Here is a 24,905-nt window from a genome sequence, read left to right as displayed (position 1 = left end):
GCCGGTAAATCAGCGCCAGCACGCGGTACCTGTGGGAGCAACCGGAGGGACGACGGTAGCGAAAGGGCCACGCCAGGCGAGGCATTCTCAGCGTCTCACCCGCAGCATTCGCCACCGTCGTAACCTGCGGAAGCTCCCACAGCATTTTTGCTCGCCGGTAAATCAGCGCCAGCACGCGGTACCTGTGGGAGCAACCGGAGGGACGACGGTCGCGAAAGGGCCAGGTCAGGCGATGCATCTTCAGCGTCTCACCCGCAGCATTCGCCACCGTCGTAACTTGCGGAAGCTCCCACAGCATTTTTGCTCGCCGGTAAATTAGCACCAGCGCGCGGTCTCTGTGGGAGCAACCGGAGGTTACGACGGTCGCGAAGGGGCCGGGGCAGGCGATGCATTTCTTTAACACTCCCCCGCCGCAGAGCGCTCCGCGCTATGATTCGGACCGTTGCCCGTCCGATCGCCAAGGAGACATCCTGCATGTTCGACTTCTCCGCTCAACTCAAGCAGCGGTTCGCCGCCCTGCAGAGCAGTGCCCAGTTTTTCTCCCTGCGCTACGTTAAACAGACCAGCCAGCACCTCTCGGTGCGCAAGAATGTTCCCGAGCCGCCGCAACTGAGCATCGACGAAGGCGCGATGCTGACCGTGCGCATCAACGGCGTCGAAGCCTATGCCGCGACCAACGACATATCCCAGCGTGGCCTGCAAGCGGCCCTGGAGCAGGCGGAAATCCAGGCGCGACAACTCGCCCCGCACTCGCTGCTCGATCTGCGCGAACACGTCGTCGCCACCAGTCGCGCGGACTATCTTTCACCGAACCTGAGCAATGCCTTTCCTTCGCTTGGCGAGTGTTACGCCTTGCTCGGCAGTGAGTCGGCCTCTGTGCCCAGGGACGAACGCCTGGTCAACTGGCAAGTCAGCCTGGGCCTTGAGAACGTCGAGCAGATTTACCTCAACAGCGCCGGCGCTGAGATTCGTCAGGCCCAACGCTTTGTCTTCCCAGGGCTGAGCGTGACCGCCTATGACGGTCAAGACAGTCAGACCCGCAGCCTGGGCCGCGAGAATTTCGGACAGCAAGGCAGCGCGGAAGTCATCGCGTCGTGCGGCATCATCGGCGCCGCGGCCAACGTCGCCGATCAGGCATTACAACTGATCATGGCGCCCAACACGCCCACCGGCCCGCGCGACCTGCTGTTGACGCCCGATCAGATGACGTTGCAGATCCACGAGTCCATCGGTCACCCCCTGGAACTCGACCGCATCCTCGGCGACGAGCGCAATTACGCCGGCACCAGTTTTGTCAAAACCAGCGATTTCGGCAGCCTGCAATACGGCTCGAAGCTGCTCAACGTAACCTTCGACCCGGAGATCCCGGAGCAGCTGGCGAGCTATGGCTACGATGACGATGGCACACAGGCCAGCAAGCAGTTTCTGATCAGGGACGGCGTGCTGGAGCGGCCCTTGGGAGGTGCGTTGTCGCAATACCGCAGCGGCATGGAAGGCGTCGCCAATAGTCGCGCGAGCAGTTGGAACCGCGCGCCGATCGATCGCATGGCCAACCTCAACATCGAGCCGGGCGACCAGACGATGCAGCAGCTGATCGGTGGCATCGAGCACGGCATTCTGATGAGTACCAACCGCTCGTGGTCGATCGACGACGCACGCAACAAATTCCAGTTCGGCTGTGAGTGGGGACAACTGATCGAAAACGGCGAGCTCAAAGGCGTGGTCAAGAATCCAAACTATCGGGCGATCTCCGCGCAATTCTGGCGCAACCTCAGCGCGGTGGGCGACGCCAGCACATTCAAGGTGCTGGGCACGCCCAACTGCGGCAAGGGCGAACCCAATCAGGTCATACGCGTGGGGCACGCTTCGCCCGCCTGTGTATTTGCCAACGTCGATGTTTTCGGAGGTGACGCCTGATGTCCCATCAAACGCAATTCACAGCGTTGGTCGACTGGCTGCAAGGCGCGATCGGTCGGCAGGAACGTTTCACCCTCAGCTATAACGCCGAGGCCTCGGATTTCATTCGCTTCAACCACGGCAAGGTGCGTCAGGCCGGCCATGTGCAGCAGGCCAGTGTGTACTTCAAGCTGATCGAAGACGCACGCCATGCCGATCTCAACCTGACGTTGTCGGGCGATGAAGCCGTGGATCGTCAGCGTCTGGGCGAAGCCCTGCATCAACTGCGCGAAACCCTCACGCTGCTGCCGGTCGATCCCTATCTGCTGCTCAACGATGAGGCCTGGCAGAGCAGCAATGTTCTGGATGTGCCGCTGCCCGACAGTGCCCATGTAGTCGAGCAGATCGCGCAATTGAGCGAGGGGCTGGATCTGGTCGGCATCTACGCTGCAGGGCCAATCTACCGTGGATTCGCCAGCTCCAATGGCGCGCGGGGCTGGCATCAGGCGAACAGCTTCAATTTCGACTGGAGCCTGTTTCACCAGAATGGCCAGGCAGTGAAGGCCAACTATGCGGGGCATGAGTGGAACGACGAAGTGTTCTCGAAACGTTTCGCCCTGGCGCGTGAACAACTGGCGTTCCTGGGTCAGCCCTCGCACACCCTCGCCCCCGGCCAATACCGCGCCTATCTGGCACCGGCGGCGCTGGAGGAAGTGTTGGGCATGTTGTGCTGGGGCGGTTTTTCGGCGCAGTCGCTGGCCGACAAGACCAGCCCGTTGCAGCGACTTTACGACGGTCAGGCATCGCTGAATCCATTGGTGAGCCTGGATGAACAGGTGAGCGGTTCGTTGTCCCCGGCGTTTTCCAGCGAGGGTTACCCGCGCTCGGATTTGTCGTTGGTGGTCGCAGGCGCGGCAAAGGATCGACTGATCGACTCGCGCAGCGCGGCGGAGTACGACCTGACCGCCAATGGTGCCGGTTGGGGTGAATCTCCGAGCGCACTGAATATGCATGGCGGCTCGCTGGCGCTGGACGATGTGCTCAAGGAGTTGGGTACCGGTCTGTATATCAGCAACCTGTGGTACCTCAATTTCTCTGACCGTGCAGCCGGACGCATCACCGGGATGACCCGTTTTGCAACGTTCTGGGTCGAGGATGGCAAGATCGAGGCACCGGTCAGCACCATGCGGTTCGATGACAGCATTTTCAGTCTGCTGGGTGGGGCGCTGGAACAATTGACCACAGAAAGGGAACTCATCCTGTCGGCGAGTACCTACAGTCAACGTCAGACAGCATCGAATCTGCTGCCGGGGGCGTTGCTGAGCAGGTTGACGTTGACGTTGTAACGACGCAAATGCTGCAGCCTTCCGCGATCTGCTTCTGCCCGTAAGGGCGTAGGAGCGTGGCGTGCCCGCGATCTGGTGCGAAGCGGCAGTAAAGCCTGTAGACGCGATGTGTCAGGTATATAGCGTTCTCTGGGGTTACTACCGCTTCGCGTCAGATCCTCGGCAAGCTGGACTCCCACGGCCTTCGACTAGAAGCAGACCGCAGACCGCAGCATCCACGCCCGATAAACACAAAACCAAAAGGACCCAGGATTCACATGCCCACCTCGACGCCAATACTGGACGCCCGGACCCTGCGCTGGATGCCCTGGGTCATTGCCATTGCCTTTTTCATGCAGAGCCTGGACGGCACCATCCTCAATACCGCTTTGCCGTCCATGGCCGGCTCGTTGTCGGAAGATCCGCTGCGCATGCAGTCGGTGATCATCGCCTACATGCTGACCATTGCTCTGCTTATCCCGGCGTCTGGCTGGATTTCCGACCGCTTTGGCATCAAGCGAATCTTCTTCAGCGCCATCTTGCTGTTCAGCTTCGGTTCATTGCTCTGCGCGGCGGCAAATACCCTCGGCATGCTGGTCGCGGCTCGTGTGATTCAAGGCCTGGGTGGCGCGCTGATGATGCCGGTGGGCAGGCTCATCGTGCTGCGGGCGTATCCGCGAACCGAACTGGTGCGCATCCTCAGTTTCATCACCATGCCAGCCCTGCTCGGTCCGCTGATGGGGCCTACCGTCGGCGGCTGGCTGGTGGAGTACCTGAGCTGGCACTGGATCTTCCTGATCAACATCCCGGTCGGGATCCTCGGCTGTTTCGCCGTGCGCAAGTTCATCCCCGATCTGCAAGGTGGCGGTCGCACGCGCTTCGATCTGGTGGGTTTTGCTCTGTTCGGCGCTTCGATGGTGCTGATCACCATCGCGCTGGAAGGTCTCGGCGAGCTGCATCTGCCGCACCTGCGCGTGGTGATGCTGCTGTTCGGCGGCATGGCCTGTCTGGCCGCCTATTGGCTGCGCGCCGGGCATGTGGAAGCGCCGCTGTTCTCGGCTTCGCTGTTCCGCACCCGCAGTTTTGCGGTCGGCATCATGGGCAACCTGTTTGCCCGTCTGGGCAGCGGCGCGTTGCCGTTTCTGGTGCCCCTGATGTTGCAAGTGGCGCTGGGTTATTCGCCGTCCCACGCCGGGATGAGCATGATCCCGCTGGCGCTGGCGGCAATGTTCGCCAAACCGCTGGCCACCCGCGCCATCGAGCGTCTGGGGTACCGCATCGTACTGACGGGCAACACGCTGCTGCTCGGCGCGCTGCTGGCGAGCATGGCGCTGGTGGATGCCGACACGCCTTACTGGATTCTGCTGATTCACCTGGCGTTCCTCGGCGGCGTGAACTCGCTGCAGTTCTCGGCGATGAACGCCGTGACCTTGATCGATCTGGACGACGCCAGTGCGGCGAGCGGCAACAGTTTGCTGTCGGTGGTCGCGCAGTTGTCCCTGAGCCTTGGAGTGGCCTGCGCGGCGGCTTTGCTGGGAGGGTTTACCGATGAGGTGCCGACCGGTGAAGTCAGCAGCGTGCTGGGCGCGTTCCAGCTGACGTTCCTATGCGTCGGCGTGCTGGCGATGCTCGCCGCGTCGATCTTCCTGCAACTGTCACCGCGCATGCCGCCGGAAAACCCGCCGCGCAAGCCACAGACCGAGCCGGAGATCGAGGCATAACGGACTGAAGAGGATCAACTGTGAGAGTGAGCTTGCGCACGAAGAGGCCGGTACATCCGCTGCAGTTTCGGCGGCTGGGGTTGATTATTCCTGAGCAAGCTCACTCCCACAGGGTTCGCGGACCCCACCTGGTATCGATGAACACTACCCCCACCATTTATCGCCCCCACCCCCAAGGCAGGGGCCGCGACCTGATACACTGCGCGACATTTTGTTTTGCAGGCCTGTCCCGTGACTAACACCGCTTTCAACTCGCTGCCCCTTTCCGCCGCCATGCTGGCTAACCTGGAGTCCCTTGGTTATGCCCAGATGACGCCGATTCAGGCGCAGAGCCTGCCGGTGATGCTCAAGGGCATGGACCTGATCGCCCAGGCCAAGACCGGCTCCGGCAAGACTGCTGCGTTCGGCATCGGCCTGCTCAACCCGATCAACCCGCGCTACTTCGGCTGCCAGGCGCTGGTGCTTTGCCCGACCCGCGAGTTGGCTGACCAGGTGGCAAAGGAAATCCGTCGCCTGGCCCGCGCCGAAGACAACATCAAGGTGCTGACCCTGTGTGGCGGCGTCTCGTTCGGCCCGCAGATCGGTTCGCTGGAACATGGCGCGCACATCATCGTCGGCACACCGGGGCGCATCCAGCAGCACTTGCGCAAGGGCTCGCTGGTCCTCGACGGCCTGAACACGCTGGTCCTCGACGAAGCTGACCGTATGCTCGACATGGGCTTCTACGACGCTATCGCCGACATCATCGAGCAAACCCCTGAGCGTCGTCAGACCCTATTGTTCTCCGCCACCTACCCGGTCGGCATCAAGCAACTGGCCTCCAAGTTCATGCGCGACCCGCAGACTGTGAAGGTCGAAGCGCTACACGCCGACAGCCAGATCGAGCAGATCTTCTACGAAATCGCCCCCGAACAGCGCCTGGAAGCGGTGGTAAAAGTCCTCGACCATTTCCGTCCGCAGTCCTGCGTCGCGTTCTGTTTTACCAAGCAACAGGTGCAGGACGTGGTCGATCACCTGACGGCCAAAGGCATGTCGGCGGTCGGCCTGCATGGCGATCTGGAACAGCGTGATCGCGATCAGGTGCTGGCGATGTTCGCCAACCGCAGCACCTCGGTACTGGTCGCGACCGATGTGGCCGCGCGCGGTCTGGACATCGACGCACTGGACATGGTCATCAACGTCGAGCTGGCGCGGGATTCGGAAATCCACATTCACCGCGTCGGTCGTACCGGCCGCGCCGGGGAAACCGGAATCGCCGTGAGCCTCGTCGCTCCCTCGGAAAGCCAACGTGCCCGCGCCGTCGAAGAGCTGCAGAAAGCGCCGCTGAACTGGCAACAATACGACAACCTCACGCGCAAGGAGGGCGGCAAGCTGCTGCCACCGATGACGACGCTGTGCATCGGTTCGGGCCGCAAGGACAAACTGCGTCCGGGCGATATCCTTGGCGCACTGACCGGTGAAGCGGGCATTCCCGGCACTCAGGTCGGCAAGATCGCGATCTTCGATTTCCAGGCCTATGTGGCGGTGGAGCGCAGCATCGCCAAACAGGCGCTGGAGCGTCTGAACAACGGCAAGATCAAGGGCAAGTCGTTGCGCGTACGGATTCTCTAGGCACCCCGCAATACCTTTATATGAGCGCTTGCCCGCGATGGCGTTCGGTCAACCAGCATGAATGCAACAGACAGACCGCCATCGCGGGCAAGCGCGCTCCTACAGGATTCAACCCCAATTCTGTTTACACCCCCGAGGACACCGCTTTGCCCGTTACTGACGTTGTGATCATCGGCGCCGGCGCCGCAGGTTTGATGTGTGCATTCACCGCCGCCAACCGTGGCCGCAAGGTAATGTTGATCGATCATGCGAACAAGCCAGGCAAGAAAATCCTCATGTCGGGTGGCGGGCGCTGCAACTTCACCAACATGTACACCGAGCCCGCGAACTTCCTCTCGCAGAACCCGCACTTCTGCAAATCCGCATTGGCACGCTACACCCAGTGGGATTTCATCGCGTTGGTGGGCAAGCACGGCGTGCCGTACCACGAAAAGAAACTCGGTCAGCTGTTCTGCGACAACAAATCCAGCGACATCCTTGGCCTGCTGCTCAACGAGTGCGATGACGCCGGTGTCAGCCTGCACATGGACACCTCGGTGCAGACCATCGAGAAAACCGAAAGCGGCTACGCCCTGCAAACCACGCTGGGCAACATCACCTGCCATTCGCTGGTGATCGCCACGGGTGGCCTGTCTATTCCGACGCTGGGCGCGACCGGTTTCGGCTATCAGGTTGGCAAGCAGTTCGGTCACACTTTGCTGCCAACCCGCGCGGGGCTTGTGCCGTTTACCATTACCGATCAGCTCAAGGACCTGTGCACGGAGCTCTCCGGAACGTCGGTGGATTGTCTGGTCAGCTGCAACGACACCTCTTTTCGCGAGAACATTTTGTTCACCCACCGTGGTTTGAGCGGTCCGGCGATCCTGCAGATTTCCTCGTTCTGGCAACCTGGCGACACGGTTGAAATCAACCTGCTGCCCGATCACGACGCCCACAGCTGGCTGACCGAGCAACAGGCCGAACGCCCTAACAGCGAACTCAAGACTCTGCTCGGCGAAATCTTCACCAAGAAGATGGCCAACCTGATCGCCGAACAGTGGTTCGCTTCCAAACCGATGAAGCAATACACCCATGCGGAACTGGCCGACATCGCCGGAAAACTGACGAGCTGGCAGGTGGTTCCCGCAGGCACCGAAGGCTATCGCACGGCGGAAGTGACGCTGGGAGGCATCGATACCCGCGAAGTGTCATCGAAAACCATGGAATCGCTGAAATCGCCTGGCCTGTATTTCGTTGGCGAAGTGCTGGACGTCAGCGGGCATCTGGGAGGATTCAATTTCCAGTGGGCCTGGGCCTCGGCGTATGCGGCGGCGCAGTACGTCTGATCTGCGCCCCCCTCTGTAGGCGCGCTTGCGCGCGATCGCGGCGTATCAGACGCCAATGATGTTGGATGTGCTGACGCCATCGCGAGCAAGCGCGCTCCTACCGATGATCGAGGGCAGCATGCGGCGAGTGGTCTTTCTGACACACCGCTTCGCCAACGTCGTAACGTGCGCAAGCTCCCACAGGGATCGGAGCCGACCGCACCCCGGAATAAATTTTGCTAACCGGATGTACAGCGCGCATCCGGCGCTGTACATATCTGTTCTGTCAGCAGAATCAATCGCGAACAAGGCCGTCAGCGTTCATGGCATCGAAATCGTTGCGCAATACCTTCCGCCGCCTGTGGGCGCTGGACAAGTTTTCCTACAGCGTGCGGGTTTTCATCGCGCTGACCGGCAGCATGGCGCTGTGCTGGTATCAAAACGAGATGTCGCAGCTGATCCCGTTGTTTCTGGGGATTATCGCCAGCGCCCTTTCCGAAACCGACGACAGCTGGCAAGGCCGCCTCAACGCGCTGGCCGTGACGCTGGTGTGTTTCAGCATCGCGGCATTGTCCGTGGAGCTGCTGTTCCCCTATCCGATTCTGTTCATCTGCGCCTTCGCCCTTGCCGCGTTTTGCCTGACGATGCTCGGCGCCTTGGGCGAACGTTATGGCGCGATCGCTTATGCGACGCTGATTCTCTCGGTCTACACCATGATCGGCGTGGACCAGCGCGGCGGTGCGGTCACGGATTTCTGGCACGAACCCATGCTACTGGTGGCCGGTGCCGCATGGTACGGCTTGCTCTCGGTGCTGTGGCAGATGCTGTTCTCCAACCAACCGGTGCAGCAGGCCTTGGCGCGGCTGTTTCGCGAACTGGGCCTGTACCTGAAACTCAAATCCGATCTGTTCGAGCCGATTCGCACGCTGGACGTTGAAGCCAAACGTCTGGAACTGGCGAAACAGAACGGCAAGGTGGTCGCCGCGCTCAATGTGACCAAGGAAATCATCCTCAACCGCGTAGGCAGTGGTCGACCTGGCTCGAAGGTCAGTCGCTACCTCAAGCTGTATTTCCTGGCGCAAGACATTCACGAGCGCGCCAGCTCATCGCATTATCCGTACAACTCGCTGGCCGAAGCGTTTTTTCACAGTGACGTGCTGTTCCGCTGCCAGCGTCTGCTGCGCCAACAGGGCAATGCCTGTCGCGACTTGTCGGTGTCGATCCAGTTGCGTCAGCCGTTCATTTACGACGACAGCTTCGCCCATGCGCTGGACGACCTGCGTGCCTCCCTCGAACATTTGCGCATCCAGAGCAATCCGGCCTGGCGCGGGCTATTGCGTTCCTTGCGCGCGCTGGCCAATAACCTTGGCACCCTCGACCGACTGCTCCGCGATGCCAGCAACCCCGATGCCCTGGCCGACGCCTCCGACAGCAGCCTGCTGGACCGTTCGCCACGCAACCTCAAGGACGTCTGGACCCGCCTGCGCCTTCAACTGACCCCGACCTCGCTGCTGTTCCGTCACGCGCTGCGGCTGCCGCTGGCGTTGGCGATCGGCTATCTCATGGTTCACCTGATTCACCCGTCGCAGGGTTACTGGATCATCCTGACCACCGTTTTCGTCTGCCAGCCAAGCTACGGCGCAACGCGACGCAAGCTGGGGCAGCGGATCATCGGTACGGCCATCGGGCTGACAGCGGGCTGGATTCTGTTCGATTTGATCACCACGCCGGTGCTGCAATCGATGTGCGCGGTCCTGGCCGGGGTCGTGTTCTTCGTCAACCGCACCACGCGCTACACGCTGTCCACGGCGGCGATCACGGTGATGATCCTGTTCTGCTTCAATCAGGTCGGCAACGGTTACGGGCTGTTCCTGCCACGGCTGATGGACACCCTGCTGGGCAGCCTGATCGCAGGACTTGCGGTATTCCTGTTCCTGCCGGACTGGCAAGGCCGTCGCCTGAACAAGGTGCTGGCCAATACGCTGTCCTGCAACAGCATCTATCTGCGCCAGATCATGCAGCAATACGCGCAGGGCAAGAGCGATGACCTGGCTTATCGCCTGGCCCGACGCAACGCGCACAACGCCGACGCCGCGCTGTCGACCACGCTGGCGAACATGCTCATGGAGCCTGGTCATTTCCGCAAAGAGGCGGATGTAGGCTTCCGCTTCCTGGTGCTGTCGCACACGCTGCTGAGCTACTTGTCTGGCCTGGGGGCGCATCGGGAAACGCCGCTGCCAAGCGAGGTTCGCGAGCATCTGATTGAAGGCGCTGGGGCCAGCCTGTCGTCGAGCATCGATGAGATCGCCCAGAGTCTGGCCACCCGTCAGCCGGTTGCCGTGCAAAGCGATGCCGAGGAAGCGCTGGCAGCGGAGCTTGAACAGATGCCCGAAGAGATCGACGAGGGCCAGCGTCTGGTGCAGACCCAGCTGGCGCTGATTTGCCGTCAGCTCGGGCCGTTGCGCACCCTGGCTGCGCACCTGATCAAGGAGCCTTCCAAAGAGGCGGAAGTCACAGACCGTGCAGCTTGAATAGCTTGTCGTAGCTACCATCGGCTTTCATTGCAGCAATGGCGTTATCGAAGTCAGCGACGATCTTTTCGTGATCAGGATTCTTCAGGCTGACCAGGATATGCAGGCTGTTCTCGCTCAATGAGTTGTGCACGAATTCGACATTCTTGCGCACCTCATCAGGCTCGCGGCTGAGGGCGAAACGCGCGGCATACTCATCCTCTACCGCCAGATCCACTCTCCCGGCCGCCAGCATGCGCACAGCGGTCGAAAAGCTCGCCACGGGCACTTTCTTCAACTCTGCATCGTTGTCGAATGCCGGCGAGTATGCATAGCTGCGTACCACGGCGATCGAATAGGGATGCAACTGAGCAAGACTCTGGTACTCGATATCCGTGGATTTTCGCTTGAGAAAGCACAGTCGGTTGAGCAGGTATGGCCCTGAAAACTGACCAATACGCGTGCGATCCTCGCTGTGCCAGGCGTTTATCAACACGTCATAACGCCCTTCACTCACGCCATGAATCGCGCGCGCCCAGGGGACTTGCTCATATTCGGCGGTGTAGCCGGCGCGGCCCAGTGCGGTGCGGATCAGATCGGTAGAAAGCCCGCCGTTGAGCAACGACACATCAGAATAGGGCGCCCATGCATCACCGGCGATGCGCAGCGTCTGCGCCGACACGGCTTGCGCCGCCAGCAGCATTCCCAGCAAAGCCATGGCTTGAAGCAAACGCGGCATGCTCAAGATCCTTAGGCAGGTGGATAGCCTGCAATTTTTCAGTGGCAATCAAGCAACACTGTGACATCCCTGGTTCGAGCGAGGGCAGCATGAGCGGCCCGGATTGGGGCGATATTCGGCGATAGCAACTGGCCTTCATTGAAGACCCGTTACAGGTTTTCTACAACTCATAAGCGGCCAATGTTTGTGCCGCAGTTCAAGAAATCACGCAATGTCCTGATCGCCGTCACGGCTATTACCACGTACCGATTTTGGGCTTGGAGCATTATGCGTTTAGTATCCGGGATCGACTTCTTCTCATGAGCCGGCTTCATGTCTATCAACTGGATTTGCAAACACCATACCGCCCTCAGCAAGGAACAGTTGTACGCCATTTTGCAACTGCGCGCGCAGGTGTTCGTAGTGGAACAGAAGTGCTGGTATCAGGACGTCGACGGCCAGGATTTGCTGGGCGACACGCGTCATTTGATGGCGTGGCAAAGCAACGAACTGGTGGCGTACCTGCGGCTGCTGGACCCTATCCAGCAAGATGGCGATGTCACCATCGGACGCGTGGTCACCGCCCCATCAATGCGCAACAAGGGCATGGGCCATGAATTAATGGTGCAAGCTCTGGAACACGCGGAACGCAACTGGCCCGATCAACCGATCTACCTGTCGGCCCAGGCGCATCTGCAGGGCTATTACAGCCGCTATGGATTTCATCCGGCGGGTGAAATCTACGTCGAGGATGGTATTCCGCACATTGGGATGCGTCGGGATCTGGATTGATCCTTCAGACTCTCGAGACCCGATAGCCCCGATCTGTGGCAGCACGGCTTGCCGGCAGTGGCGGTCTTGAGTTCGCCGCCGGCTGCCGGACTGCCAGGGGTTCGCGGCGCGATGAAGATCAGTCAGGGCGCCTGGATTCACGGATACCCCAACACCGCCTTGATCTGCGCCAGATGCTCGACAATCCACTGCCGGTCGATCGCCCCCCAGTCGCGAATCCGATAACCACCGGCGTGATTGCGTGCGCCATCCAGCTGCTCGAATTCACAGACGATATCCAGATCGGCCAGCGCCGCGATGGTGTCCTGGGCCGTTCTGCGCGGCATGCCGGTGACCTCGGTCAGGGCCGGGACGTTGCCGGCGATTTCACTGTCGATCAGATACGCCACGTACAGACGGCGGTAAAAACTGCTCTTGGTCTTGCTGACGTCCATCGTCAAATCCTTGTGAGTGGTGCGCAGCGGCTGCGATGACGCTCAGGCAGGCTTGGTCACGCGTTGCCTGTGGCAGTCCTGCGGGCCTAGCCGCTTGCCGTTGGCGGCGCGAACTTCGAGCAGCGTCACGGGTTGATCGTGTTCATTGTCCAGTAATACCGAGTGCGTTTCTCCTTTCTCGAACAAATGCTGCTCGCCCCACTGGCGCATCGCAACCACCACCGGGAAAACCGACCGGCCTCGTTCAGTCAGGACGTACTCCTTGTAGGCGCTGCCATCGGAAGCTGGCCTGATCTCGAATATCCCCAACTCGACCAGCGCCTTGAGGCGTGATGCGAGGATGTTTTTCGCCAGCCCCAGGCTTTTCTGAAATTCACTGAAACGGCGAAGGTCGTCGAACGCATCCCGAACGATCATCAACGACCAGCGATCGCCGATAGCTTCCAACGTCCTGGCGACCGGGCATTCGCTGCTTTGAAGAGAGGCTCGTCTGGCCAATGGGTCCACCTTGTTCGACGCGACATCTTGATACATGGGGCATAAGCACATGCCAAAAAACTGGTTGCAGATTAAAACCTCACTTGATAAAACGCAAACACCGAGTTTCAAATCGAAACCAGATTCTTGCCAAGGAAGCGCCATGACCTCACAGCACGATGCGACGCTTTCGACTGGCACTCTCGATCAGGCAACAACCGATGCGAGCGATCCTGTCGCTCCTCAAACCGTCCCACCCCTGTCGCGCGCACTCACGCTGCTGTTTTCCGTGACCTGCGCCATGGCCGTCGCCAACGTCTACTTCGCTCAGCCACTGCTGGAGTCGATGGCCACAGCCCTGAGCGTAGACGTCGGCCTGATCGGCGTGGTGGTTACCGCAACCCAGATCGGCTATGCCCTCGGGCTGATTTTCATCGTGCCCCTGGGTGATCTGCTCAATCGCAAGGCGCTGATATTGGTGCAAATCCTGATGTCGGCCGTCGCGCTGGTGATTGCGGGCACTGCGCAACATTGGGGGATTTTGCTGGGCGCGATGATCTTCGTCGGGCTGTTCGCAGTGGTGGTTCAAATTGTGGTGGCCTACGCTGCTGCGCTGGCGGCTGCGTCTCAACGCGGCCAAGTGGTGGGCACTGTCACCAGCGGCGTGGTGCTTGGGATTCTGCTGGCGCGACTCGCCTCGGGCCTGATCGCCGATCTGGCGGGTTGGCGTACGGTCTATCTTGCGTCGGCAGGGCTGATGCTGGTCATGGCCGCGATCTTCTGGAAGGCGACGTCGTCGACTCGCGCACCTCGCGTCAAAAGCTCGTATCGGGCACTGCTGTTGTCAGTCGTCAAACTGTTTATCACTGAACGCACCTTGCAGATTCGGGGGATGTTCGCGCTGCTTATCTTCGCGTCCTTCAGCACGCTGTGGACCTCGATGGTGCTGCCCCTCAGCGCTGCGCCGCTGTCGCTTTCCCATACCCAGATCGGACTTTTCGGCCTGGCGGGCATCGCCGGTGCCCTCGGCGCGTCCCGCGCTGGCCGCTGGGCGGATCAAGGCCTGGGGCAGCGCACCACCGGGATCTCGCTGGCGCTGCTGACACTTTCCTGGTTCCCCACTGCGCAGGCCCAGACCTCGCTGCTGGCGCTGATCGTCGGCGTGGTGATGCTCGACTTCGCCGTCCAGGCCGTGCACGTCACCAACCAGAGCCTGATATTCGCCGCCCGCCCCGATGTGCAAAGCCGTCTGGTAGGCGCGTACATGTGCTTTTACTCGGTCGGCAGCGCATTGGGCGCAGTAGCCGCCACCCAGGTTTACGCCTATTGGGGATGGGCAGCCGTGTGCTGGCTCGGCGCGGCAATCAGTCTGGCGGCGTGGCTACTCTGGCTGGCGTCACAATCCAGAAGCCCCTGAAGCCGACTGCCAAATAAAACTGCCGACTGCCGCTCCCCATAAACACTCGAATCGACTCATTGGAAGAACGCCTCGATGAAAGCCCGTCATCTGCTCCTCGCTATCCTCGTCACGGCCATCTGGGGCCTTAACTTCTCGGTGATCAAACTGGGACTGACTTCCGTCGACCCGTTCATCCTGGCAGCCATCCGCTTCGCGCTCTGCGCGGTACCGGCGATCTTCTTCATTGCCAAGCCCGACGTTCAGTGGCGCTACATCATCGGCTACGGGCTGATATTCGGCATCGGCCTGTGGGGCGTCGTCAATCTGGGCATCAAGACCGGCCTGTCCGCCGGGATCGCCTCACTGGTGCTGCAATCCAGCGCCTTCTTCACCATCGTGCTGGGGGCCTGGGTATTCAAGGAAAAGATCACGCGTTACCAACTGGCGGGCATTGCCATCGCGCTCGCTGGTTTGCTGAGCATCATTTTCATCGCGGACGGTTCGGTGACCCTGGCAGGGCTTGCGATGGTGCTGTTCGGCGCGGTGGCCTGGAGCATCGCCAACGTGATCAACAAGAAAGCCAAGACCCGCCAGGTGTTCGCCTTTCTGGTCTGGTCGAGTGCGTTTTCGCCCATCCCGCTGTTCGCGCTCGACTACGCGGTCAACGGCAGCAGCGGCTATTCGGCGCTGGTGAGTCAACTCGACTACCGCGCCGTGGTGTCGATCCTGTTCCAGGTGTATCCGAACACGTTATTCGGCTACTGGATCTGGAACTCCCTGCTCAAGCAATACCCGGTGTCGACGGTCGCGCCTTTATCGTTGCTGGTCCCCATCTTCGGCATGCTGGGCTCGATGGTAATCTTCGATGAGCGCCTGTCGCTGATCAAAATCCTCGCCGTCATCCTCATTGTTTCCGGGCTGGCGGTGGGCCTTTATGGGCAAAGGATTATCCATGCGCTGTTCGCGCGCGGTGTGACATCGCAGACCTGAGAGAACAGCCTTTGTTGATAGGTCAACGCGCCTCTGCCTGCATATCGCGCCACGTCAGGTAGACGCGCAGGTCGAATTCAAGCTGGTGATAGCCCGGTTGCATGTGTTCGCACAGTTTGTAGAAAGCTTTGTTGTGCTCGGTTTCCTTGAAGTGCGCCAGTTCGTGCACGACGATCATCTTCAGGAATTGCGGGGCGGCGTCCTTGAACAGCGAGGCTACGCGGATTTCCTTCTTGGCTTTGAGTTTGCGGCCCTGCACCCGTGAAACGGTGGTGTGCAAACCGAGCGCGTGATGCGTGAGGTCGAGCCGGTTGTCGAACAGCACCTTGTCGATATTCGGGGCGTTGCGCAAATGTTCCTGCTTTAGGGCCAACGCGTAGGCGTAAAGCGCTTTGTCACTCTGCACGTCATGACGCCCCGGATAGCGCTGCTCCAGGTAGGCGCCCAGTTTGTCCTGAACAATCAATTGTCGAACCTGATCCTGCAACGAAGGCGGATAAGCCTGCAGGTACTTGAGCGGCGTTGTGGCGTTGGAAGTCATGGTCAGATCAAGTGGCTCGAAACGCGCCAGTCTACTCCGTCAGTCCTGATCGAGCAGCGGGTGCTTGGTCGGCAGCGTGACCGGCTCGGCGAAACTCAATGCCTCGTCCGGCGTCAGCGGATGAGCCAGCAGAAACCCTTGAATGATTTCGCAGCCATTGGCGACCAGCCATTGATACTGCTCCAGGGTTTCGACGCCTTCGGCGATCACCTCGATATTCAACATCCGACACAGGTCGATGATGCTGCGCGCCACAGCCAGGTCCCGGGGCGAGTTCATCATGCCGCCGATGAAATGGCGATCGATCTTGAGCGTGTCCAGATCGAGATTTCGCAAGTGCGCCAGCGAGCTGTCGCCTGCGCCGAAGTCATCCAGCGACACTCGAACGCCGATGTCGTGCAGGCTCTGCAACTGTGTGCGGCTGTGGACGAGGTTATGCACCAGCGACGGCTCGGTGATCTCAACCTCCAGTTGCCGGGGCTTGAGCCCATGAAGAAGGATGGCGCGCTGCAGCTCGGCAGCCAGGTTGGGCATGCTGAACTGAGCGGGACTGACGCTGACGCTGACCACCAGATCATCTGCAAATACGCCGTCCCAACGCTGACGCTGGGCCGCGCCCTGCTCATAGATCCAGTTCCCGAGCTTGTTGATCAGGCGCGTCTCTTCCAGCATCGGCATGAACAGGCTCGACGGCACGTCGCCGGCGTCTGGATGATTCCAGCGCAGCAACGCCTCGAAACCACGCGTACGGCCGGTCAGCACGTTGATCTGCGGCTGATAGGCGATGGAGAAGTCCTTGCCCTCGATGGCGGTACGCACGCTTTCTTCAAGCATCAGGCGCGAGCGCGCGCGTCCGTTCATGTACTGGTCATAGAAACGGTACTGATGACGACCCGCGCGCTTGGCTTCGTACATCGCGATATCCGCGGCGCGCAGCAGAGCGTCCAGGTTCGTCCCGCAGTCCGGGTAAATCGCGATGCCGATACTGACGACCAGCGTAGCCTCGATGCCATCGACGTGGCGTCGTACCGAAACGCGGTCGATCAGCTTCTCTGCGACTTTGGCGGCGTGCTCGGGGAAGTCCAGCCCGTCGATGACCACGACGAATTCGTCGCCACCCATCCGCGCCAGCACGTCATAGGGGCGCAAACAGTCCGTCAGTTGCTCGGCGACCCAGATCAGCACCCGATCCCCGGCGTCATGCCCCAGTGAGTCATTGACGTGCTTGAAGCCGTCCAGATCCAGATAGAGCACCACCAGGTATTTCCCGGCGTGTTCATTGCGCAGCAACATGCCTTCGACCGTCTGGTAAAAGCCACGACGGTTGAGCAGACCGGTCAGTGAATCGGTGACGGCCTGGTGCTCGAGCTGACGATACAAGTCACGCACTACCGACATGTCGAGCACGCTCAGCACCATGGCCTTCTGCTCTTCGGGCAGCGGCGCACAGGACAGCGCGACGGGCACCTGACGCCCCTCTGGCGTGCGCAGGATGGCGTCATGAACACGATAGGTTTCGGCGCGACGATAGTGACGATAGAAACCCGAGTCGGTCCATTCGCCGACAACCGGTTCCTGCAGATAGCAGCACAGCCCGGTCCCGCGCAGCTCGCCGTCGGTCATGCCCAGCAGTCGGCAGATGGCCGGGTTGGCGAAGCTGATGAGACCATCCTCGTCGACGACCAGAATCCCCTCGGCCACGTTAGCCAGCACCGATGCATTGAAAGCCCGCGCCGATTCGAGTTCGCGACTGAGTTTCTGCAAGGCTCGGCGATTGTGCTGTTGCTCCAGCAGCGCCTGCACCTTGGGCTTGAGGACGTTGGGGTCGAAGGGCTTGAACAGATAGTCGACCGCGCCACTGGCATAGCCTTTATGCACAGCATCGCGAGACTGCTCGTTGGCCGTCAGAAAAATGATCGGGGTCAGACGCGTCCGTTGGCTGCCGCGCATCAGGCGCGCGACTTCGAAACCGTCCATTCCCGGCATCTGCACATCAAGCAAGACAATATCGACATCGACATCCAGAAGCAGACCCAACGCTTCCATACCCGAACTGGCCGTAACGATTTCCCAGTCCTGTCGCTGCAGGACCGCACGCATGGTGACGAGATTCTCTGGATAGTCATCGACTACCAAAAGAACCGACTTACCCGCCGGTGGCTGGGATTGCACGCATTCCATGCTGCTACTCATTACTTCACTGCCCGCTGAGAGGGCTCCGCCCTTGATCTAATGGCATTACTCTAGTCTTGTATGGGGAAAAGTGAAGAGGGCCACCGTTATGCCATCTCAAAAGTTTAACCGACCCGACTAACGGTCACTGCGCTGAGAGCCAACAGCACGCTGTCCTGCCGGAAAAATGCAGGCACATTGACGCCAGCCGTTCGACGGGTTCACGTTAACAAACAACTACTTGAGACGTATAAAAAGCAAACCTCTCAACCCCTTGAGCCAGACGCGTTCTGCTGGCAACGAGGCATATCGGACGAAGAATAGAATGATTGATTTGGGAACCTGGAATCTGAGCATTCCGGTGGGCACGCCCCCTGCAACCATAGAAACGCAGCAACTGCTTCAAGGCTACGATGGCAAATACTTCACCTCTGGCGCGTCAAATGTCACTTTCTGGGCACCCGTGACCGGTACCAAGACGGCGAACGCCAAATACCCTCGTTCCGAATTGCGCGAAACCTGGTCCAACGGCACGCTGCATAATTGGTTCTACCCTGACGCCGATAATTTCCTGAGCGCCAAGCTCAAGGTGGTTCAGGTCCCCTCTTCCGGGCGCGTCGTCATCGGCCAGATCCACGTCTACGAAAGTACGCAACCGCTGCTCAAAGTCGAATACCAGTACAAGGACGCTACCAAGGACGGCATCGTCGTCGCCAAGGTGCGGTTCCATCCAGACGACAAGAAAGCCCGCATCTTCACCGTGGCCGAGGGCATACCGCTCAACGAGACGTTCAAGTACGTCATTCACCTGAACAAAGCCGGCCTGCTCAGCGTCCAGGCCAACGACATGTTCTGGAACGATCGCATCAGCGCTACCTGGAGCAAGCAGCAGCTGTACTTCAAAGCCGGGGTCTATACCCAGGACAACACCGGCGACACAAGCGAAGGTGGCAAGGTGATGTTTTTCAATCTGGATGCGGATCACAACAAGGGTTGAGCGTCTCGGATTGATGCAGGAGCGCCCTTGCCCGCGATAGCGTCAGCCTGCTGACCAGCATCGCGGGCAAGCGCCTACAGATCGCCTCTCCTCAGGCGGCTCTGTAAGCCTTCTCGGCCGCCTCGAAGCGCGCAAGCATCCCTTGCGTCGGGCCTTTGCCCTGAAGGCTGAACAGCACGACCGCAACACTGGCGAAAACGAATCCAGGAATGATTTCGTACAAGCCCAGCAGTTCGAAATGCTTCCAGACCACCACAGTGACAGCCCCCACTAGAATCCCGGCCAGCGCGCCGTTGCGAGTCATGCCCTTCCAGACCACGGAAATCAGCACCACCGGCCCGAATGCGGCACCGAAACCTGCCCACGCGTAACTCACCAGACCCAACACGCGGTTCTCAGGATTGGCAGCGAGGGCGATGGCGATCAAGGCCACCAGCAGCACCATCGCGCGACCGACCCACACCAGTTCCCGCTGCGAAGCCCCTTTGCGCAGGAACGCTTTGTAGAAGTCTTCAGTCAGCGCACTGGAGCACACCAGCAACTGACAGCTCAGGGTGCTCATGACCGCAGCGAGAATCGCCGACAACAGCACGCCGGCAACCCACGGGTTGAAGAGGATCTTCGCCAGTTCGATGAATACACGTTCGGGGTTCTCGCTCACAGCGCCGGCAACATCAGGATGCGCCGAGAAATAGGCAATGCCAAAGAAGCCTACCGCCACCGTGCCGCCCAGGCACAGGATCATCCAGGCCATCGATATACGACGCGCCTTGGCGATGGATTTCACTGAGTCGGCGGCCATGAAGCGCGCCAGGATATGCGGTTGGCCAAAGTAACCAAGCCCCCAGCCCATCAACGAAACGATGCCGACGAAGGTGGTGTTCTTGAGCATGTCGAAATTGGCAGGGTCCTTCGCTTCGATGGCAAGGAACGTAGTATCGACGCCACCGGTGGCCAGCAGAACGATGACCGGCGTAAGAATCAGCGCGAAGATCATCAGTGTGGCCTGCACGGTATCGGTCCAGCTCACGGCCAGGAAACCGCCGATGAAGGTATAGGCGATGGTCGCTGCGGCACCTGCCCACAGCGCGGTTTCATAGGACATGCCGAAAGTGCTTTCGAACAGCCGAGCGCCCGCGACGATGCCTGAGGCGCAATAGATGGTGAAGAACACCAGAATCACGATCGCCGAAATCACCCGCAGCAAGCCGCTGGTGTCTTCGAATCGGCTGGAAAAATAATCCGGGAGGGTCAGGGCGTCGCCGTTGTGTTCGGTCTGTACGCGCAGGCGACCCGCCACGAAGAGCCAGTTCAGGTATGCGCCGACGATCAGGCCGATGGCGATCCAGCTTTCCGACAGACCGGACATGTAGATGGCACCCGGCAGCCCCATCAGCAGCCAGCCGCTCATGTCCGAGGCGCCCGCGGACAACGCGGTGACGACACTGCCCAGGCTGCGGCCACCGAGAATGTAATCCGACAGGTTGTTGGTGGAGCGATAGGCCATAAGCCCGATCAGGACCATCGCGGCGATATAGATCACGAAAGTGATCAAGGTGGGGTTGCTGACGCTCATTCTCTATCCACACTCTTCTTATGGCGGCGCAACTGGCTGCACCAAAGGGGCGCATCCTAAGTAACGCCTCGGCGCAGGCGCAACCCTGATAGCCCGTCGAGTTGCACCTTTTCTTCGTCAAAATGTAACGATTTGCTTTGCACGCACTTTTTTTGTTCAAACGAGGGGCAATCGCCCCATTTGGCATCCACCATTCGAGGGTGCAACAGCGCTACCGCCACAATGGGAAATATCTCAAATAAACGGGTTGCACCCGGTTGCACCCAGCGTTGCGCACGGCTAATCTTGGCGACAGCTATAGCCACACCCAACGTGGCTCTTATGAGGACAAGACATGGCGACCACCACCCTCGGTGTCAAACTCGACGACCCGACGCGCGAGCGATTGAAAGCAGCTGCGCAGTCCATTGACCGGACCCCGCACTGGCTGATCAAACAGGCAATTTTCAATTACCTGGAAAAGCTCGAGGGTGGTGCAACCCTTAACGATCTCAACGGTTTGAGCAGCAAAGACGCAGACGATCACGGCGAGCTGCCGACGGAAACCGCTCATCAGCCGTTCCTCGAATTCGCCGAAAGCATCCTGCCGCAGTCGGTATTGCGCGCCGCAATCACCTCGGCGTATCGCCGTCCCGAACCTGAGGTCGTGCCAATGTTGCTGGAGCAGGCTCGCCTGCCGGCACCGATGGCCGAAGCCACACACAAGCTCGCCGCCTCGATTGCCGAAAAGCTGCGCAACCAGAAGAACGCCGGCGGCCGTGCGGGCATCGTTCAGGGCCTGCTTCAGGAGTTCTCGCTGTCGTCGCAGGAAGGCGTAGCGCTGATGTGCCTGGCCGAAGCCCTGCTGCGCATCCCGGACAAAGGCACCCGCGACGCACTGATCCGCGACAAGATCAGTACCGGCAATTGGCACCCGCACCTGGGGAACAGCCCTTCGCTATTCGTCAATGCCGCGACCTGGGGCCTGCTACTGACCGGCAAACTGGTCAGCACCCATAACGAAGCAGGCCTGACATCCTCGTTAAGCCGCATCATCGGCAAGTCCGGCGAGCCGATGATCCGCAAGGGTGTCGACATGGCCATGCGGCTGATGGGCGAGCAGTTCGTCACCGGTGAAACCATTGCCGAAGCCCTGGCCAACGCCAGCCGTTTCGAGTCCAAAGGTTTCCGCTACTCCTACGACATGCTTGGTGAAGCTGCCCTGACCGAGCACGACGCACAGAAATACCTGGTGTCCTACGAGCAGGCGATCCATTCCATCGGCAAGGCTTCCCACGGTCGCGGCATTTATGAAGGTCCGGGCATTTCCATCAAGCTTTCCGCCCTGCACCCGCGTTACAGCCGCGCTCAGTACGAGCGCGTGATGGAAGAGCTGTACCCGCGCCTGCTGTCGCTGACGCTGCTGGCCAAGCAATACGACATCGGCCTGAACATCGACGCCGAAGAGGCGGATCGTCTGGAGCTGTCGCTGGATCTGCTCGAGCGCCTGTGCTTTGAAACGCAGTTGACTGGCTGGAACGGCATTGGCTTCGTGATTCAGGCCTATCAAAAGCGTTGCCCCTACGTGATCGACTACGTGATCGATCTGGCCCGTCGCAGTCGTCACCGCCTGATGATCCGTCTGGTGAAAGGCGCCTACTGGGACAGCGAAATCAAACGCGCTCAAGTCGAGGGGCTGGAAGGCTACCCGGTCTACACGCGCAAGGTGTACACCGACGTTTCCTACATCGCGTGCGCCCGCAAATTGCTATCGGTGCCGGAAGTCATCTACCCGCAGTTCGCGACACACAACGCTCATACGCTGTCAGCGATCTACCACATCGCCGGTCAGAACTATTACCCCGGTCAGTACGAATTCCAGTGCCTTCACGGGATGGGTGAGCCGTTGTATGAGCAGGTCGTAGGCAAGGTCGCCGACGGCAAGCTGAACCGACCGTGCCGCGTGTACGCCCCTGTCGGGACCCACGAAACATTGCTGGCGTATCTGGTCCGTCGTCTGCTGGAAAACGGCGCCAACACCTCGTTCGTCAACCGCATTGCCGACCAGGCGATTTCGATTCAGGAACTGGTCGCCGATCCCGTTTCCAGCATCGAACGCATGGCTACGCAGGAAGGGGGTTTCGGCCTGCCACACCCGCGCATTCCCCTGCCGCGTGACCTTTATGGCAGCGAGCGCGCCAACTCGGCGGGCATCGACATGGCCAACGAGCATCGTCTGGGGTCGCTGTCCTCGGCGCTGTTGGCCACCGCGCACAATGATTGGAAAGCGCTTCCCATGCTCGGCGCCCCGGTCAGTTCAGGCGCTGCAACACCGGTGCTCAACCCATCCGACCTGCGTGACGTAGTGGGCCACGTTCAGGAGGCCAGTCTGGAAGATGTCGACAACGCCTTGCTCAGCGCCCTGGGCGCAGGCCCGATCTGGCAAGCCACGCCTCCTGCGGAACGGGCGACCATTCTCGAGCGCGCTGCAGACCTGATGGAAGCCGAGATCCAGCCGCTGATGGGCCTCTTGGCTCGTGAAGCGGGCAAGACCTACGCCAATGCCATCGCCGAAGTGCGTGAAGCGGTGGATTTTCTGCGCTACTACGCGGTGCAGGCACGCAATGATTTCAGCAACGACGCCCATCGCCCGCTGGGCCCTGTGGTGTGCATCAGCCCGTGGAACTTCCCACTGGCGATTTTCAGCGGTCAGGTCGCCGCCGCGCTGGCTGCCGGCAACCCCGTACTGGCCAAGCCCGCCGAGCAGACCCCACTGATCGCCGCTCAAGCCGTGCGCATCCTGCTGGAAGCCGGCATCCCTGAAGGTGTGGTGCAACTACTGCCGGGCCGTGGTGAAACCGTGGGTGCGCGTCTGGTCGGTGATGACCGGGTCAAAGGCGTGATGTTCACCGGTTCCACCGAAGTCGCTCGCCTGCTGCAACGCAACATCGCCGGACGCCTCGACTCCCAGGGTCGTCCGATTCCACTGATCGCCGAAACCGGCGGCCAGAACGCGATGATCGTTGACTCCTCGGCCCTGACCGAACAGGTCGTCATCGACGTGGTGTCCTCGGCGTTCGACAGCGCCGGTCAGCGTTGCTCGGCATTGCGCGTGCTGTGCCTGCAGGAAGACTCTGCCGACCGCGTCATCGAGATGCTCAAGGGCGCCATGGCTGAAAACCGTCTGGGTAACCCGGAACGTCTGTCGGTGGATATTGGCCCAGTGATCGACGCTGAAGCCAAGGCCGGCATCGAGAAACACATCCAGGCCATGCGCGACAAAGGCCGCAACGTGTATCAGGTGGCCATCGCCGACAGCGAAGAAATCAAGCGCGGCACCTACGTGATGCCAACCCTGATCGAGCTGGAAAGCTTCGATGAGCTGCAACGCGAAATCTTTGGTCCGGTCCTGCACGTCGTGCGCTACAAGCGCAAAGAGCTGGACCAACTGATCGGCCAGATCAACGCATCGGGCTATGGCCTGACGCTGGGCGTGCACACGCGCATCGACGAAACCATCGCCAAGGTGATCGACTCGGTCAACGCCGGCAACATGTACGTCAACCGCAACATCGTGGGTGCAGTGGTCGGCGTCCAGCCGTTCGGTGGTGAAGGTTTGTCGGGGACCGGTCCGAAAGCCGGTGGTCCGCTGTACCTGTATCGCCTGCTCTCGACCCGTCCGGCCGACGCGGTGCAGAAATCCTTCGCCCAGCGCGATGGCGTCACGACACCGGATACCCGCCTGCGCGACAACCTGATCAAGCCGCTGATGGCGTTGAAAGCCTGGGCCGCAAGCCAGCAACAAGCGGAACTTGAAGGAGTGTGCGCGCAATTCGCCGAGCAGTCCCAAAGCGGGATCACTCGCCTGCTGGCCGGCCCGACCGGCGAGCGCAACAGCTACACCATCCTGCCGCGCGAGCATGTGCTGTGTCTGGCCGAAGACGAAACCGACTTGCTGACGCAGCTGGCGGCTGTTCTGGCGGTTGGCAGCACAGCGATCGTCCCGGACAGCGAGCTGAGCAAACCGCTCTACAAACGTCTGCCCAAAGAGGTTCAGGCGCGCATCAAGTTGGTCGCTGACTGGAGCAAGGACGACACCGTTGTCGAAGCCGTCCTGCACCACGGCGACTCCGATCAGTTGCGCGCGATCTGCGAGCAGGTGGCACAACGCAGCGGCGCCATTATCGGCGTCCACGGCCTGTCCAAAGGCGAAACCAGCATCGCGCTGGAGCGTCTGGTGATCGAGCGCGCATTGAGCGTGAACACTGCGGCAGCGGGTGGTAATGCGAGCTTGATGACGATCGGGTAATTTACGGGCAAGTCGCCCTCCCCAGTGGGAGTGAGCTCGCTCACGAGGACTGACTGACACGCGCCAAAGTCGCTGTGGAGGTACAGACCGTTTCGTGAGCAAGCTCACTCCCACAATTTTTTCATCTGCTGGAAATTCCTGTTCGGCTCCCCAT

General features: G+C 60.4%; 18 protein-coding genes. 11 read left to right on the top strand and 7 right to left on the bottom strand.

Translation table 11 applies throughout. The features are described 5' to 3' along the window. The coding region (locus CE491_RS30875; protein ID WP_234407671.1) for a hypothetical protein at positions 1-298 on the bottom strand (298 nt) is incomplete at its 3' end. A 176-nt stretch (positions 299-474) separates the two neighbouring features. Between CE491_RS30875 and CE491_RS24765 the strand changes: the two genes are divergently transcribed. From CE491_RS24765 to yccS, 6 genes are all read left to right on the top strand, one after another. Continuing rightward, positions 475-1,917 (top strand): TldD/PmbA family protein, encoded by a 1,443-nt coding sequence (locus CE491_RS24765; RefSeq protein ID WP_110950965.1) that lies wholly within the window; start codon positions 475-477, stop codon positions 1,915-1,917. Continuing rightward, positions 1,917-3,242, top strand: a complete 1,326-nt coding sequence (locus tag CE491_RS24760; RefSeq protein WP_110950964.1) for a TldD/PmbA family protein — start codon at positions 1,917-1,919, stop codon at positions 3,240-3,242. The genes CE491_RS24765 and CE491_RS24760 overlap by 1 nt, the downstream gene beginning before the upstream one ends. A gap of 257 nt (positions 3,243-3,499) precedes the next feature. Then, a complete protein-coding gene (mdtD, locus tag CE491_RS24755) occupies positions 3,500-4,942 on the top strand; it encodes a multidrug transporter subunit MdtD (RefSeq protein ID WP_110950963.1) in 1,443 nt (480 codons plus the stop codon). A gap of 231 nt (positions 4,943-5,173) precedes the next feature. Next, positions 5,174-6,553 carry an ATP-dependent RNA helicase DbpA gene (dbpA, locus tag CE491_RS24750; RefSeq protein ID WP_110950962.1) on the top strand — a complete coding sequence of 460 codons (1,380 nt, stop codon included), beginning with the start codon at positions 5,174-5,176 and terminating at the stop codon, positions 6,551-6,553. 146 nt (positions 6,554-6,699) lie between these two features. Next, complete coding sequence (locus CE491_RS24745) at positions 6,700-7,878, top strand: BaiN/RdsA family NAD(P)/FAD-dependent oxidoreductase (RefSeq protein WP_110951124.1); 1,179 nt, start codon at positions 6,700-6,702, stop codon at positions 7,876-7,878. Positions 7,879-8,180: 302 nt separating this feature from the next. Continuing rightward, a complete protein-coding gene (yccS, locus tag CE491_RS24740) occupies positions 8,181-10,388 on the top strand; it encodes a YccS family putative transporter (protein ID WP_110950961.1) in 2,208 nt (735 codons plus the stop codon). On the opposite strand, the gene CE491_RS24735 is transcribed toward yccS, so the two are convergent. Next, positions 10,369-11,106: a substrate-binding periplasmic protein gene (locus CE491_RS24735; protein WP_110950960.1), complete on the bottom strand. Its 738-nt coding sequence runs from the start codon at positions 11,104-11,106 to the stop codon at positions 10,369-10,371. The genes yccS and CE491_RS24735 overlap by 20 nt on opposite strands. Before the next feature lie 312 nt (positions 11,107-11,418). On the opposite strand from CE491_RS24735, the gene CE491_RS24730 reads away from it, so the two are divergent. Further along, complete coding sequence (locus CE491_RS24730; RefSeq protein WP_110950959.1) at positions 11,419-11,877, top strand: GNAT family N-acetyltransferase; 459 nt, start codon at positions 11,419-11,421, stop codon at positions 11,875-11,877. 137 nt (positions 11,878-12,014) lie between these two features. On the opposite strand, the gene CE491_RS24725 is transcribed toward CE491_RS24730, so the two are convergent. Continuing rightward, on the bottom strand, positions 12,015-12,311 hold the full coding sequence (locus CE491_RS24725; protein WP_110950958.1) for a winged helix-turn-helix domain-containing protein: 297 nt from the start codon (positions 12,309-12,311) through the stop codon (positions 12,015-12,017). 42 nt (positions 12,312-12,353) lie between these two features. Further along, positions 12,354-12,845 (bottom strand): winged helix-turn-helix transcriptional regulator, encoded by a 492-nt coding sequence (locus CE491_RS24720; protein WP_199885249.1) that lies wholly within the window; start codon positions 12,843-12,845, stop codon positions 12,354-12,356. A gap of 106 nt (positions 12,846-12,951) precedes the next feature. Between CE491_RS24720 and CE491_RS24715 the strand changes: the two genes are divergently transcribed. Continuing rightward, complete coding sequence (locus CE491_RS24715; protein WP_110950957.1) at positions 12,952-14,205, top strand: MFS transporter; 1,254 nt, start codon at positions 12,952-12,954, stop codon at positions 14,203-14,205. Positions 14,206-14,280: 75 nt separating this feature from the next. After that, positions 14,281-15,177 (top strand): EamA family transporter, encoded by an 897-nt coding sequence (locus CE491_RS24710; protein WP_110950956.1) that lies wholly within the window; start codon positions 14,281-14,283, stop codon positions 15,175-15,177. A 22-nt stretch (positions 15,178-15,199) separates the two neighbouring features. Here CE491_RS24710 and CE491_RS24705 read toward each other — a convergent pair whose 3' ends face one another. Further along, a complete protein-coding gene (locus tag CE491_RS24705; protein WP_110950955.1) occupies positions 15,200-15,718 on the bottom strand; it encodes a YgjP-like metallopeptidase domain-containing protein in 519 nt (172 codons plus the stop codon). Between the two features lie 39 nt (positions 15,719-15,757). After that, positions 15,758-17,899: a putative bifunctional diguanylate cyclase/phosphodiesterase gene (locus CE491_RS24700; protein ID WP_110950954.1), complete on the bottom strand. Its 2,142-nt coding sequence runs from the start codon at positions 17,897-17,899 to the stop codon at positions 15,758-15,760. 316 nt (positions 17,900-18,215) lie between these two features. Here CE491_RS24700 and CE491_RS24695 point away from each other — a divergent pair, with 316 nt between their 5' ends. After that, on the top strand, positions 18,216-18,887 hold the full coding sequence (locus CE491_RS24695) for a polysaccharide lyase family 7 protein (protein ID WP_110950953.1): 672 nt from the start codon (positions 18,216-18,218) through the stop codon (positions 18,885-18,887). Between the two features lie 91 nt (positions 18,888-18,978). On the opposite strand, the gene putP is transcribed toward CE491_RS24695, so the two are convergent. Further along, the gene (gene putP, locus CE491_RS24690) at positions 18,979-20,463 is read right to left on the bottom strand and encodes a sodium/proline symporter PutP (RefSeq protein WP_110950952.1); all 1,485 of its coding nucleotides are present in this window, start codon (positions 20,461-20,463) and stop codon (positions 18,979-18,981) included. A 334-nt stretch (positions 20,464-20,797) separates the two neighbouring features. On the opposite strand from putP, the gene putA reads away from it, so the two are divergent. Continuing rightward, on the top strand, positions 20,798-24,751 hold the full coding sequence (gene putA / locus CE491_RS24685; RefSeq protein ID WP_110950951.1) for a trifunctional transcriptional regulator/proline dehydrogenase/L-glutamate gamma-semialdehyde dehydrogenase: 3,954 nt from the start codon (positions 20,798-20,800) through the stop codon (positions 24,749-24,751). Positions 24,752-24,905 lie beyond the last annotated feature (154 nt).

This window comes from Pseudomonas bohemica (assembly GCF_002934685.1).
Lineage (GTDB): Bacteria > Pseudomonadota > Gammaproteobacteria > Pseudomonadales > Pseudomonadaceae > Aquipseudomonas > Aquipseudomonas bohemica.
This window is presented reverse-complemented; position numbering and strand designations above follow the sequence as displayed.